The following is a 13,341-nucleotide window of genomic DNA, read 5'->3' on the forward strand; positions in this document are numbered from 1 at the left end:
CCAGTGTGCTCGTGATCTGGCCCCCACTCCAGTGCCACCTGCGTGGTGAATTTCTCGGGCCAGTCGTAACGTAGCCGTCTCGTGTTAACGCGAAGGTTCCATCGTGTAACTGGCCCCAGGAGATGCCCTCGAATCTGGATCTGGCGCAGGACCACAGCCATTCCCCATCCTTGAGTGGACTGAAGAAGTTCCAACCCTCGATCAGGAGGTTTCTGCCATGGCAGCTCCCGCAATCAGCACGTCACAACGCACGTACGAGTTGGATCGCGCACACGTCTTTCACTCATGGTCGGCACAGAAATCCTTGCAGCCCATGGTGGTCGAGCGCACAGACGGCTGCTACCTGTGGGACGGCGACGGCAAGGAATACCTCGATTTCTCGTCGCAACTCGTGTACACGAACGTCGGTCACCAGCATCCCAAGGTTGTCGCGGCGGTACAGGAGCAGGCTGCGAAGCTCTGCACCATCGCGCCGGCGCACGCAAACGAGGCTCGGTCCGAGGCAGCGCGTCTGATCGCCGAGATTTCACCCGAAGGAATGGACCGGGTGTTCTTCACCAGCGGCGGCGCAGACTCCAACGAGCACGCAATTCGCATGGCGCGCTTGCATACCGGTCGCTACAAGATCCTTTCGGCGTACCGCTCGTACCACGGCGCTACTGCCGAGACGATCAACCTGTCGGGCGATCACCGCCGGTGGCCGAACGATTACGGAAACTCGGGCGCCGTTCATTTCCACGGACCTTTCCTGTACCGATCCGAATTCCGTTCCGAGACAGAGGAACAGGAATGTGAGCGAGCTCTCGAACATCTCGAAACTCTGATCCGCTTCGAAGGTCCGGCCGCGTTTGCCGCGATCATCGTCGAATCCGTTCCCGGCACCTCCGGCATCATGCCGCCGCCGCCCGGATATCTGAAGGGTGTTCGTGACATCTGCGACCGATACGGCATCGTCATGATCTGCGACGAGGTCATGTCCGGCTTCGGCCGCACGGGCGCCTGGCTGGCAATCGACCATTACGACGTTGTCCCCGATCTCATCACGTTTGCCAAGGGTGTGAACTCCGGTTACGTGCCCCTGGGCGGAGTCATCGTCGGCGAGAAGATCTACAACTCGTTTGCCGAGCGTCCGTACCCCGGCGGCATGACGTACTCCGGCCACCCGCTCGCCTGCGCCGCAGCGGTGGCCACCATCACCACGATGCACGAGGAGCGCATAGTCGAGAACGCAGAGTTCATCGGTCGCACGTCACTCGGACCGGGCCTACGCGCTCTCGCGGACAAGCACCCGAGCATCGGGGACGTCCGCGGTCTCGGAGTCTTCTGGGCACTCGATCTCGTGACGAACCGCGAGACGCGCGAGCCCCTGTCACCGTATGGCGGCACCAACGCCGCGATCGGCCAGACGATGGCCGCCGCCCGCGACGCCGGACTGCTCGTCTTCAACAACTACCACCGCATCCACGTCGTCCCGCCGTGCACCGTGACGCCGACGCAGGTCGACGCCGCACTCGCCATGCTCGACACTGCCCTCGACGTGGCCGATTCCTACTACGACGGTCCCCGGTGACAGCCTCGGCCGTCCACGCCAGTGCGCTCGACGACGCGCGCACGCAACTCGCGGAGGCAGTGGCGGCCCTGGGCTACCCGGACGGCCTGCACCGCATCCTCGGGTCCGCCAGACGTGAGACGACGGTCAGCGTTCCGCTGGTCCGCGACAACGGCGACGTTGAAGTGTTCACCGGATACCGCGTGCAGCACAGCATCGCGCGCGGACCGGCGAAGGGCGGGATCCGGTACAGCGCCGGAGTGAATCTTGACGAAGTGCGGGCTCTCGCAATGTGGATGACGTGGAAATGCGCGCTCCTCGATATTCCGTACGGCGGGGCAAAAGGTGGGGTGGACGTCGATCCCCTGACTCTCTCCCCGGCCGAACTCGAACGACTGACCCGGACGTACACCCAGGGAATCTCACCCGTCATCGGACCGGACAACGATATTCCCGCTCCGGACGTCGGCACCGACGAGCAGACGATGGCCTGGATGATGGACGCCTACTCCGCAACTCGGGGCCGTGGTGTCCCGGGCGTGGTGACGGGCAAACCGCTTGATCTCGGCGGTTCGCTCGGCCGCCGGACGTCAACCTCACGCGGTGTTGCGCACATCGCGTTGTTGGCTCTGAAAAAGGCAGGCATAGAACCGAACTCGGCCACCTCCGTCGTCCAGGGATACGGCAAGGTGGGAGCCGACGCTGCCGACTACCTCGGCGACGCGGGAGTCCGGATCATCTCTGTCAGCGACAGATTCGGCGCGGTGCACAACGCCGACGGATTGAACCTGCCCCTTCTGCGAGCCCACGTCACCGAGCACGGTTCCGTCGCAGGCTTCCCCGGAGGTGAGCAGATCGACCCCGCTGCCGTTCTCGAACTGGATGTCGACCTCCTGGTTCCCGCTGCGGTTGAAGGAGTTATCCACGGCGGCAACGCACATCGCATCCAGGCACGTATTGTCGTGGAGGGTGCAAACGGGCCAACCACCGCCGAGGCCGACGCCGCACTCGAGCGAGCGGGAGTGTTGGTGGTCCCGGACATCCTGGCCAACGCCGGCGGAGTGGTCGTGTCCTACTTCGAATGGGTTCAGGCACAACAGGGTTACTGGTGGACTCTCCCCGAAGTAGAACGGGGACTCGATGATCGGATGACTGCAGCCTGGGCTGCGGTACTGGATCAGGCTGGTGCTACCGGCACCACGCTCCGACGCGCCGCGATGACCCTGGCAGTCGGTCGCGTCGCTCGGGCCCACCGCGCGCGGGGCCTCACTCACTGATCCGGCGAGACTCATCCAGTAGTCGGTGAGCAATTCCTCCAAGCAGTGCGATGCCCGGTTCGATCGAATTCTGGTCTATCGAACCGAAACCCAGTCGCAGGCAGTTTCGGGAGCCTGTCCCCGGAAAGAAGTAGCGGGAGCCGTCGGCCACCAGGATCCCCTGCAGGGCTGCACGTTCCGTGAGTTCGGCAGCGTCAAGATCCTCCGGGCCGGTGTACCAGACACTGACACCGCCCGGAGGAAACGACGGCGTCTCAACTCGTGGCATGTACTTGTTGATCGACTCGGTAATGATTTCCCAGTTCTGCTTGAGCCGACGACGATGCGAGCGCAACACCTTGTGGTAATCACCGGACATGATGAACAACGCCAGCGACCGCTGAATATGTCCCGGAAGATGTTTGGTTCGATGGTGCCGTTCTGCTCGAAGTGCCGCAATGACAGGCGGATCCGCCACGATGTACCCGATGCGCAGGCCGGCCGAGAGAAACTTCGAGAAGGAACCGAGGTAGATCACCCGGCGGTTGTCCCCCAAGGATTTGAGGGACGGAGTCGGCCTCCCACGAAAGCGGAATTCGCTGTCATAGTCGTCTTCGATCACAAAACCGTTTCTCTCCTCCAACAATTCCAGGAGCAGCTTGCGGCGAGGCAGGCTCAATGTGACGTTGGTGGGGTGGTGATGACTCGGCGTGAGATACATGGCGTCGAAGACAGTCGATCGGTCGAACACCGCCCCACGCCCGTCAACGGGAATGGGAGACAGTTCCACACCGGAGCGCTTGAAAATGTGCATAGCGTCGAGGTATCCGGGGTTCTCGAAGCCCATGATCTTGTCGGGTCGCAACAGTACGTCGGCAATCAGCGACAGCCCCTGCTGAGTTCCACTGGTCACCAAGATCTCGTCAGCCGCTGCTTCGATGCCTCGCGACGGGAGAATTTCCTTGCGCAGCGCCTCCACCAGCAGTGGATCGTCCTGATCGACGGCGTCACGCACGCTGTATCGCAGATGCGGGCCCGTCATCGCCTCACTCGCCGCGCGCAACCAACCGCGGACCGGGAAGGAGCGCAGTTCGGGCTGAGAACTGATGAACGGGTACGGATAGTCGAAGGCGTCGGGATGGCCCAGAGTTCGGGTGAACTCGACGCTCTCGCGGGGCTGGAGCAATGTAGACCAGTCAACTGGCGGAGCGGGCCGCGACGACTCTGCAGAAGGTGTTCGAGTGAGCGGGGCTGCCGCGTAAAGACCACTGCGAGGACGACTCTCGATTACTCCGAGCGCGATCAGCTCGTCATAGGCCGCTGCCACCGTATTTCGGGAAACGCCAAGTTCCTGCGCCAGGTAGCGCGTCGACGGCATGGGTCGACCACCGTCGAACACTCCACGTGCAAGCAGGTCTTCGAGCATGGCCCGCACGCGCCGGTACATCGGCGTGTTGGTGGCCGAGTCGAGATACGCCGACCTGCCCTCGAGGAACTCTCCGAGATTTTCGTGTGATCGCAACCTGCTCCTCCTGATTCTGGCCCCATTAATGCTCCCACGATCTGGATCTTCCGTCAGTGCCAGATCGCCCAGAGAATGGGATTGTGATTCTTCTCCTGGTTGCCTGCGTACTTGTTGCCTCCTCGGCGATTCAATCGGCAACCGGCTCGGGTTTCGGCTTGATCGCCGGACCCGCCCTTATTCTGATTGCCCCGTGGCTTGTTCCAGCCCCGCTACTGATTCTCACCATCCCGATAATGCTGATGGTGGCGGCGCGAGAACGCGGGCATTGCGACACACGCACGGTCGGAATCGCGACCGCCACAATGATTCCCGGTATCGCCGCAGGCCTATGGGTCATACAGCGCGTTGAAACGGCGTCCGTTCAACTCCTGGTGGCCGTTCTCGCGCTGGCAGCAGGGGCGGTGATGCTCGCGGGTAAGTCCGTGACCGGATCACGGCGAACCCTGGCCGGCGCCGGGGCCGCGGCCGGGTTCATGGGCGCATTGGCCGCGATGCCCGGCCCACCGCTGTCGCTGACCTATCGGCCGAACGATGCTGCCGCCCTGCGATCTACGTTGTCGACGATCTTTCTTGTCATGGCTGCGGCGACGCTTATCGCACTCCAGTTCCAGATCGGTGTTACCGGAAGCGAATTGCTTGCCGCACTCGCATTGTCTCCACTGCTGGTGTGTGGACACCTGCTCGGCTCGTACCTGGCGCGGCGGATCTCCCTGGCGGTCTTGAGTCGCACAACCACCTACATCATCCTCGCCGCGGCAACCGTGCTGTTAGCCAAAAGCGTAGCCGGACTGGCCATGTGAATCCGAGTTTTAACCCTGCGGCCACCTGGACGTCTGTCCTATGGCCACCTACGGACGCTTAGCCGATCTAACTTCCTGTTCGTCGTGCCATTTCGGCGCGAGCAGAAAGGACTCATCACCATGCGAAGCCCCCGCTTCGGATTGCTGGCGGCCGCAGGCGCTGTCGGACTCATGCTTGTCACGACCGGCACTTCTGCCGTTGCCGCCGCGTCACCATTCGGTTCATTCGACACCGGTTCTCTCGACACCGGTTCTCTCGGGGCCCCGGGCACACCTGCCGTCGGGGGCTTCACGTCCAAGACTCCGTATTCACCCGGCCAGGCCATTGGCGGACTCCAGGCCGTGCCCGCCGGTTTCACGCCCGTGTACACGGAAAACGTTGCACGTCATGGTTCCCGCGCGCTCTCGAGCCTGAAGTACGACGACCTGAGCCTGCAACTCTGGGAGATCGCCGAAGCCGAGAACGCTCTGACTCCCGTCGGCAAGGAGTTCGGCCCCGTACTTCGTGAACTCATGGCGGCCAACCAGACGTTGGGCTACGGCAATCTGAGCGGCCTCGGCATTACCGAGCATCGCGAGATGGGTGCCCGTGTGACGGAACGCCTTCCGCAGCTGTTCGACGCAATTGCCAAGCAGGACGGCTCGATCACCCTGACGTCCTCGGGTGTGGACCGCGCAGTGGACAGTGCCGCCAACTTCGCCCAGGGCGTGAGCACCGCATTTCCGGCGATCGCCGGAAATATCGGAGCTGTCACCTCTGATCCTGACGTCCTCTACTTCCACGATTCCGATCTGAACGCGGACTACAAGGAATACGAGGATTCCGATCCTCGCCTCGAAGCCGTGGACGAGCAGATCGAGAACCTGCCTCGCACTCGCGACGTGTCACGTCACATGATGGAGAAGCTGTACTCGAAGAGCTTTGTGGATCGTCTTGTCGCCGGCGAGTTCTCACTCGTCGACCGGGGCAAGGGCTCGGAAGAGATCAACAACGAGGTCGATGCCGCGTACATGCTTTACAACACGTACATCATCACCCCGGGCATGTCGGAGGAAGGGGACTGGAATTTCGGTCGCTTCATCGACCAGGACGACGCTCAGTGGCTGGCGTACACCAACGACGCAGAGGACTTCTACGCCAAGGGACCGGGATTTGCCGGTGAGGACGTTACTTACCGGATGGCGACGGTGCTCCGCGACGAATTTCTGGCGGGGCTGAAAGAACATTCAGGTGCAGATTCTTTGCCCGGGGCCGACTTTCGATTTGCGCACGCCGAGACGATCATCCCCTTTGCTGCACTGCTGAAGCTGCCCGGCAGCACGGTCGCACAGCCTGAGGGCACCTTGTACACGTACGACAACAACCCGTGGCGCGGCGAGCAGGTCAGCCCGATGGGCGCCAACATCCAGTGGGACGTCTTTGCCGGACCGGACAACGCGCAACTGGTTCGCATGCTCTACAACGAGCGTGAAACCGCGTTTGCAGCGCCGTGCACGCCGGTTGCAAGCGGAAGCTTCTTCTACACGCCGGCGGAACTCGAGCGCTGCCTGCCGGAAATCTCCCCTATAGCTTGAGGCCGGGCCCCCGGACGACGCGGACGCGCCCATGCTTGGTGCAACGCCAGCATGCGCGCTTTCTCGTCGTCTTCCATCAACAATGCATCGCAGATACGAACCATGACCCGAGACGAAACACCCACGGACGTACCCTGTTCCAGCCTTTGATAGTGGTTGAAACTGATGTCGGCGATCTGCGCGACCTCACGTCTGCTGAGGCCGTGCATGCGACGAGCACCCTCGCATCGAATACCGACCTTCTCGGGCGCAAGGCTATTGCGCTTCTCTACGAGCAGCCGGCTCATCAACTGACGTGCACTCGACCCGTTCACGCCGCAGCCTTCTCCCTCACCTGAAATATACTTTTACCGAACATGTTTCAGAATATGGGACAGCAAGGTCGTGGCGGTATCTCCGAGATGACAGATAATCACGCGATACCGCCACTGCTGCGGCGTCAGGACACAGAGTCAGGCACAAGTCAGGCTATGAACCGTCCAATTGTCGGATTGCTTTGGCAGATAGGGCTACTGCCCCAGTTGATGGAACCGAAAGCGGTCGCAACAACGTTGCCGACACCGGTATTCACAGTCGCCGACAGATAGGGGTACGTCCCCATCAGATCGACGATTCCGGCCTTACCGGTGTCGGTGTTGACCCACGCGACCGTGACCTGCCCGGCGGCCGGTATCGGTGCTGCCGCCGGAAAGGACTCGAAGCGTATGTCACCCTTGGCAATCGGCGGATTCGCTTCAGGCCCGGACTGCCCGGTGAGACCGGTCATCGACGCCAGTGACCCCTGATTGGGACAACCGATGGTCACTGCAGCACCACCGAACGGATGGGGTGGATCCGCCGAAGCGGTGCCCACGTATGCGAGTGACGCAACGATCGGCAAACCTACGGCTGCCAGGATTCGGGCAGTACGGGAGATACTCATTGAAACTCCTCGGGTCGACAACTCCCTGATCGGATACCCCTGGTACAACACCCGAAACGACCGAACAGTGGCAATTCGACACCACTAGACAACATGCGTTGTCAGAACTACTCTCGGTGGCACAGCTCACACCGAAGCCATGGGAGTGTTCACATGAAGCGCTACGACCTTCGCGCGCGCACAGATCAGCTCGATCCCGAGACCGACTACGAAGAGATGTCTCGCATTCTTGCTGCTCAAGAGTTTCCCTGGGACATCAACCAGGCCCTCAGTTTTGCGCTGTTCCGCACCTATGCGGTGCCGTCGATCGGCAAACTGCTCTTCTCCACGGGTGAATTCACCGACCGGGTCCAGAAACGGTACGACGACACCAGCCTCATTCTCGACGCCGTCCTCGAACACGGCCTGGGCAGCGACCAAGGTCGATCGAGTGTTCGCCGGATGAACCAGATGCACGGCTCGTACGACATCTCCAACGACGACATGCGATACGTGTTGGCTACTTTTGTCGTCACTCCGGTGCGCTGGCTCGAATCGTACGGTTGGCGCCCGTTGACGCCCAACGAAATAGCCGGATCCACCTTCTATTACCGCGAACTCGGCCGTCACATGAACATCAAGGACATGCCAACGACCTACGACGGATTCGCGAAGCTCTTGGACGAGTATGAGCGCGAACACTTTTCGTTCGATCCGGGTGCCAGGGCGGTTGCCGACTCCACACTGGAACTCATGTGTACGTTCCCGCCCAACAACCTAGCGCCGAAGCCCCTGATCAAGGCATTCGCCTACTCACTCATGGACGATCACCTTCTCGAGGCGTTCGGGTACAAGCGCCCACCTGCGGTGGTTCGTGCGCTCTCCAGGGGCGCACTCAAAGCACGCGGCCGCCTGCTGCGATTCTTCCCACCGCGCACCGCCCGGAAATTCGCCCGCGATCTTCCGAATATCCGCAGCTACCCAGCCGGCTACAAGGTCGACCAACTGGGAACCTTTCCCACGGGGTGCCCCGTCAAGCACGTGAAGCCGAGTGAACAAGCCCAAGCGTGACGTGGCGGTAAGACAAGAATGGGGCGCTTCCTTCGGCACAGTTCGCGAAGGAAACGCCCCCGAAAAAATCAGATCGCGGATTCCAGTTCGTACTTACCCAGACCGGGCGCACCGGCAAGAAGTGGTCCCAAATCCTTGATAGCTCCCGGACCCGCGCGCCATTCGCGGTAAGCGGCATCAGCCTCGGCAGACGCCCACTTCTCGACGCACAACCAGTGCGTTTCGTCCTCGGCATCGATCACCACGTCGACGCCTTCGCAACCCTCGAAAGCACGGGTTTCAGCCAAAACTCGCCCGAACACCTCGCGCGCGGTATCAAGGCTCTCCTTCTTCAACCGCACATCCAAAATCGCGAAAATCGTCACAGAACACTCCTAGTCGTCAACTGCAGTGAATCGAATAATTCAAGGCCACGTTATCGGAAGCACATTCCGCTGACGGTGTGATCGCGTGAAGTTGAAGGAAGCTTTTGTCGCTCTGCCGACTATTCTGTCGTGCATGACCGAGCCTGTAGCCACTGCTGACCTTGCCGACGAAATTGGACCAGACATCCGTAGCTGCGACACGCAGTTCACTGCGTTCGGTGGCCGTGAGGTTTTTGCCGGCCCCATCACCACCATCAAGTGCTTCCAGGACAACCTGCTGGTGAAGCAGACCCTCAGCGAACCGGGCAACGGCGGTGTCCTCGTCGTCGACGGTGATGCGAGTATCCACACCGCACTGGTCGGCGACATCATCGCCGGCCGCGGAGTCGACAACGGCTGGGCCGGAGTGATCGTCAACGGTGCCGTCCGTGACTCCGCAATCCTGCGCACCCTCGACATCGGCGTCAAAGCGCTCGGCACCAACCCGCGCAAGAGCACACAGACCGGTTCCGGCGAGAAGAACGTGCCCGTCGAAATCGGCGGCGTCACCTTCAATCCCGGTGAGATCGTCTACAGCGACCAGGACGGGGTAGTCGTCCGCGAAAGCTAGAAGTAGAGCTCGAGATCAGGCGGGAGCTTCCACCTTGGCGGCCATCCCGCCGATCTCGACTACATCACCGTCGCGCAGCTGACGACCACGACGGTCCTCCACCTCACCGTTGACCGACACCATGCCGTCGGCGATGACTTCCTTGGCTTCTGCGCCGGATTCGATGAGGTTGGCGAGCTTGAGGAACTGGCCGAGACGGATCATTTCGTCGCGGATCGGTACTGCGGGGATGTTGGCGCTCATGGCAATCATTCTGCTCCTCGCACAAAACCGGACACGAACGGCCACACTGAACAGTGAGACTGATCGACCGGTATGGGAGGACGCTCGATGGCACCTATCAGCGAGATAACGGATACAACCGCGGAGTTGGTTGAAACTCCGCCGGAGAATCCGCGAAAGGCACGCCGCTTCCAGTCGGGACGGCTGAGCCAGGTCCCGCATATCTCGGGCTTGATCCTCGGAGTCTTCTCCGTCCTCGTCTTCTTGTGGAGCCTGTCGCCGACGCTGCGTCATATCGTTCGGGTCCCACGCGAATACATCGACAACTACTACTTCGACGCACCGGATACGAGCTTGTCGTGGGCGCTCGTCGTCGGTCTTCTTGCTGCCGCACTAGCCAGCCGCAAGCGCATCGCGTGGTGGCTGTTGACGGTCTACCTGTCCGTGATCGCTCTGAGCAACATCTTGTTCACGTTCACCGACAAAAATCCGAATAATGCCGTAGCTGCTGTCGTACTGCTGGTCGTCATCGGAATTCTGATCGCGGCCCGTCCCGAGTTCTACACCCGCGTACGACGCGGAGCCGGCTGGAAAGCTCTCGGCGTACTGATCGGCGGTTTGGCGATCGCCACCCTGTTGGGCTGGGGACTGGTCGAACTCTTCCCAGGCACACTTCCGGAAGATCAGCGTTTTGCGTGGGCGCTCAACCGTGTCACCGCTGCAGCGGCGGTCGACAACGAAGTCTTCGACGGTCATCCGCATGCCTTCGTGAACACGATCCTCGGTCTCCTCGGTGCTATCGCACTCCTCGCTGCCGTCATCACGCTCTTCCGCGCCCAACGCTCCAACAACGCACTCACCGGCAACGACGAGTCGGCGATCCGCGGGCTCATCCAAGGTTTTGGCGCCGACGATTCCCTCGCCTACTTCGCCACCCGACGCGACAAAGCCGCGATCTTCGCTCCGAGCGGCAAAGCCGCGGTCACCTATCGCGTCGAGATCGGCGTCTGCCTGGCCAGCGGCGATCCGATCGGCGACCCCGAAGCCTGGCCGCACGCCATCGAAGCGTGGCAGGACCTGGCCTCGAAGTACGGCTGGGCAACAGCCGTCATGGGTGCCAGCGAAACCGGTGCAACCGCCTACAAGCGGGCCGGACTCAACGTCCTGCAGCTCGGCGACGAGGCCATCCTGCGTACCCGCGAATTCAATCTCAACGGACGCGACATGCGCCCCGTTCGACAGGCAGTCACTCGCGTACGACGCGGCGGCGTGACCGTCCGGATGCGACGCCACCGCGACGTGCCCCCGGTCGACATGTCCGCCGCCATCGTTCGCGCCGACGACTGGCGCGACACCGAAACCGAACGTGGCTTCTCCATGGCACTCGGCCGACTGGGCGATCCACTCGACGGCGACTGCCTCCTCGTCGAAGCCGTGATGGACGAAGGTACCGACGACGAGTCCGTCGTCGGCATGCTGTCGCTCGTCCCGTGGGGGGCAAACGGAGTCTCCCTCGACCTGATGCGTCGTAAGCCGACGGCACCCAACGGTGTTGTCGAGTTGATGGTCTCCGAGCTTGCCACGCGCTCCGACGAATTCGGCATCGTTCGGGTCTCACTCAATTTTGCGGTGTTCCGCTCCGTGTTCGAGGAGGGCTCGCGCATCGGCGCCGGACCGATCCTGCGTATCTGGCGATCGGTGTTGGTCTTCTTCTCCCGTTGGTGGCAACTCGAGGCTCTGTACCGCTCCAACGTGAAGTATCAGCCGGACTGGGAACCACGCTTTTTGTGCTTCGAGGACAATCGCGAACTCCCGCGCGTCGGATTCGCGTCGGCGATCGCCGAGGGTTTTGTTGTTCTCCCCACCTTCAGTCGCAGATCGAGCAAGGCCACCAAGCACACCGGAATTCACGAAACGCTGCCTGCTGCACTGGTCACCGCCGAAGGCATTCACGCCGACGGCAGCCTGCCGGACTCCGCACCGGCGATGGCAGCACCGGGGCCGCGGCGACCCGAGCAGGTTCGCGTGCGAATGAACAAACTGGCGACGCTCGAGGGCGAAGGCATCAGCGCATATCCCGTCGCCTACCCTCCGACTCACACGATCGCCGCGGCAGCACAGTCACCGGAAGGCACCCGCGTACGCATTGCCGGACGAATCCTGCGGGTCCGCGACTACGGCGGTGTTGCATTCGCCGACGTGCGCGACTGGTCCGGCGACATTCAGGTATTGGTGGACCAGGATCACGTCGGGCGCGAGAAGTTGACGGAGTTCGCTGCCGAATTCGATCTCGGCGACCTGATCGAGGTCAGTGGGACCATCGGTCGCAGCCGTAAGGGTGAACTGTCGCTGATCGCTCTCGAATGGCGCATGAACGGCAAGTGCCTGCATCCGTTGCCGGACAAGTGGAAGGGCCTGTCGGATCCCGAAACTCGCGTTCGTCAGCGGTACCTCGACATCGCCCTCAACCCGAAGGCCCGCGACCTACTCGAAGCCAGAAGTGCCGTCGTCAAGTCGCTGCGTGATTCACTCGGCAACCGTGGTTTCCTCGAAGTGGAGACGCCGATCCTGCAGCAGGTTCACGGCGGCGCCAACGCCGCACCGTTCCTGACGCACATCAACGCGTACAACCTCGATCTGTACCTGCGCATCGCGCCCGAGCTGTACCTGAAGCGGTTGTGCGTCGCCGGCATGGAAAAGGTGTTCGAGATCGGTCGCGTGTTCCGCAACGAAGGTGTCGACTTCAAACACAACCCCGAATTCACGATCCTCGAGGCGTACGAAGCGCACAGCGACTACGAGGGCATGATGCGGATGTGCCGCGAGCTCATCCAAGCTGCGGCTGTGGCGGCTTTCGGGCGCGAGATCATCATGCGGCCAGGACCCGACGGCGAACTGGTCGAGGTCGACATCTCCGGCGAGTGGCCCGTCAAGACGATGCACGGCGCCGTTGCAGAAAAACTCGGCGTCGATGTCTCTCCCGAGACAAGCCTAGAAAAGCTGCAAAAACTGTGCGACGACAACGAAATCCCGTATCAGTCCAACTGGGACGCGGGCGCCGTGGCACAGGAAATGTACGAGCACCTGGTCGAGGACTTCACCGAGTTCCCGACGTTCTACACCAATTTCCCCACCTCGATGTCGCCACTCACCCGTCCGCACCGCAGTATTCCCGGTGTCGCCGAGAAGTGGGACCTGGTGGCGTGGGGAGTGGAACTCGGCACGGCATACAGCGAGCTGACGGACCCCGTTGATCAGCGCAATCGCCTCACCGAGCAGTCGATGCTCGCGGCCGGCGGCGACCCGGAGGCCATGGAGTTGGATGAGGAATTCCTCCAAGCTCTCGAGCACGCAATGCCGCCGACGGGTGGACTCGGAATGGGCGTCGACCGTGTTGTCATGCTGATCACCGGTGGCAGCATCCGCGAAACCTTGGCGTTCCCCCTCGCGAAACCACGCCAGTAATC

13 protein-coding genes are annotated in these 13,341 nt (G+C 61.9%); 8 read left to right on the forward strand and 5 right to left on the reverse strand.

The window, feature by feature from the left end; translation table 11 throughout:
• Positions 1-217: 217 nt before the first annotated feature.
• Both RG2_RS25070 and RG2_RS25075 read left to right on the forward strand, forming a co-directional pair.
• The gene (locus RG2_RS25070) at positions 218-1,570 is read left to right on the forward strand and encodes an aspartate aminotransferase family protein (protein ID WP_033235366.1); all 1,353 of its coding nucleotides are present in this window, start codon (positions 218-220) and stop codon (positions 1,568-1,570) included.
• On the forward strand, positions 1,567-2,826 hold the full coding sequence (locus tag RG2_RS25075) for a Glu/Leu/Phe/Val family dehydrogenase (RefSeq protein WP_033235365.1): 1,260 nt from the start codon (positions 1,567-1,569) through the stop codon (positions 2,824-2,826). Before RG2_RS25070 ends, RG2_RS25075 begins: the two co-directional genes overlap by 4 nt.
• On the opposite strand, the gene pdxR is transcribed toward RG2_RS25075, so the two are convergent.
• Positions 2,816-4,327, reverse strand: coding sequence for a MocR-like pyridoxine biosynthesis transcription factor PdxR (gene pdxR, locus RG2_RS25080; RefSeq protein ID WP_051730601.1), 1,512 nt, complete (start codon positions 4,325-4,327; stop codon positions 2,816-2,818). The two genes, RG2_RS25075 and pdxR, sit on opposite strands and share 11 nt — an antisense overlap.
• Before the next feature lie 83 nt (positions 4,328-4,410).
• On the opposite strand from pdxR, the gene RG2_RS25085 reads away from it, so the two are divergent.
• Positions 4,411-5,130, forward strand: a complete 720-nt coding sequence (locus tag RG2_RS25085; protein ID WP_033235364.1) for a TSUP family transporter — start codon at positions 4,411-4,413, stop codon at positions 5,128-5,130.
• 120 nt (positions 5,131-5,250) lie between these two features.
• Positions 5,251-6,705 carry a histidine-type phosphatase gene (locus RG2_RS25090; RefSeq protein ID WP_033235363.1) on the forward strand — a complete coding sequence of 485 codons (1,455 nt, stop codon included), beginning with the start codon at positions 5,251-5,253 and terminating at the stop codon, positions 6,703-6,705.
• On the opposite strand, the gene RG2_RS32755 is transcribed toward RG2_RS25090, so the two are convergent.
• Complete coding sequence (locus tag RG2_RS32755; protein WP_353805919.1) at positions 6,651-6,914, reverse strand: helix-turn-helix domain-containing protein; 264 nt, start codon at positions 6,912-6,914, stop codon at positions 6,651-6,653. The two genes, RG2_RS25090 and RG2_RS32755, sit on opposite strands and share 55 nt — an antisense overlap.
• Between RG2_RS32755 and RG2_RS32460 the strand changes: the two genes are divergently transcribed.
• Entirely contained in the window at positions 6,858-7,043 is a 186-nt protein-coding gene (locus RG2_RS32460; protein WP_033235362.1) for a hypothetical protein, read from the forward strand. The two genes, RG2_RS32755 and RG2_RS32460, sit on opposite strands and share 57 nt — an antisense overlap.
• Positions 7,044-7,168: 125 nt before the next feature.
• Here RG2_RS32460 and RG2_RS25100 read toward each other — a convergent pair whose 3' ends face one another.
• Positions 7,169-7,627, reverse strand: a complete 459-nt coding sequence (locus RG2_RS25100; protein ID WP_033235361.1) for a hypothetical protein — start codon at positions 7,625-7,627, stop codon at positions 7,169-7,171.
• Positions 7,628-7,780: 153 nt separating this feature from the next.
• Between RG2_RS25100 and RG2_RS25105 the strand changes: the two genes are divergently transcribed.
• Positions 7,781-8,677 (forward strand): oxygenase MpaB family protein, encoded by an 897-nt coding sequence (locus RG2_RS25105; protein ID WP_033235360.1) that lies wholly within the window; start codon positions 7,781-7,783, stop codon positions 8,675-8,677.
• Between the two features lie 68 nt (positions 8,678-8,745).
• On the opposite strand, the gene RG2_RS25110 is transcribed toward RG2_RS25105, so the two are convergent.
• Positions 8,746-9,042 carry a putative quinol monooxygenase gene (locus RG2_RS25110; RefSeq protein WP_033235359.1) on the reverse strand — a complete coding sequence of 99 codons (297 nt, stop codon included), beginning with the start codon at positions 9,040-9,042 and terminating at the stop codon, positions 8,746-8,748.
• A 133-nt stretch (positions 9,043-9,175) separates the two neighbouring features.
• Here RG2_RS25110 and rraA point away from each other — a divergent pair, with 133 nt between their 5' ends.
• On the forward strand, positions 9,176-9,652 hold the full coding sequence (gene rraA, locus RG2_RS25115; protein WP_033235436.1) for a ribonuclease E activity regulator RraA: 477 nt from the start codon (positions 9,176-9,178) through the stop codon (positions 9,650-9,652).
• Positions 9,653-9,667: 15 nt separating this feature from the next.
• Here the strand turns inward: rraA and RG2_RS25120 are convergent, their stop codons facing one another.
• Positions 9,668-9,895: an RNA-binding S4 domain-containing protein gene (locus RG2_RS25120; protein ID WP_033235435.1), complete on the reverse strand. Its 228-nt coding sequence runs from the start codon at positions 9,893-9,895 to the stop codon at positions 9,668-9,670.
• Between the two features lie 87 nt (positions 9,896-9,982).
• Between RG2_RS25120 and lysX the strand changes: the two genes are divergently transcribed.
• On the forward strand, positions 9,983-13,339 hold the full coding sequence (lysX, locus tag RG2_RS25125; RefSeq protein WP_033235358.1) for a bifunctional lysylphosphatidylglycerol synthetase/lysine--tRNA ligase LysX: 3,357 nt from the start codon (positions 9,983-9,985) through the stop codon (positions 13,337-13,339).
• Positions 13,340-13,341 lie beyond the last annotated feature (2 nt).

It is taken from the genome of Rhodococcus globerulus NBRC 14531 (genome assembly GCF_001894805.1).
Lineage (GTDB): Bacteria > Actinomycetota > Actinomycetes > Mycobacteriales > Mycobacteriaceae > Rhodococcus_F > Rhodococcus_F globerula.

Coding starts and splice junctions, on each gene's coding strand:
- RG2_RS25070 (WP_033235366.1), top strand. CDS start 218: ATGGCAGCTCCCGCAATCAGCACGTCACAACGCACGTACGAGTTGGAT.
- RG2_RS25090 (WP_033235363.1), top strand. CDS start 5,251: ATGCGAAGCCCCCGCTTCGGATTGCTGGCGGCCGCAGGCGCTGTCGGA.
- RG2_RS32755 (WP_353805919.1), bottom strand. CDS start 6,914: ATGCACGGCCTCAGCAGACGTGAGGTCGCGCAGATCGCCGACATCAGT.
- RG2_RS25100 (WP_033235361.1), bottom strand. CDS start 7,627: ATGAGTATCTCCCGTACTGCCCGAATCCTGGCAGCCGTAGGTTTGCCG.
- RG2_RS25105 (WP_033235360.1), top strand. CDS start 7,781: ATGAAGCGCTACGACCTTCGCGCGCGCACAGATCAGCTCGATCCCGAG.
- rraA (WP_033235436.1), top strand. CDS start 9,176: ATGACCGAGCCTGTAGCCACTGCTGACCTTGCCGACGAAATTGGACCA.
- RG2_RS25120 (WP_033235435.1), bottom strand. CDS start 9,895: ATGAGCGCCAACATCCCCGCAGTACCGATCCGCGACGAAATGATCCGT.
- lysX (WP_033235358.1), top strand. CDS start 9,983: ATGGCACCTATCAGCGAGATAACGGATACAACCGCGGAGTTGGTTGAA.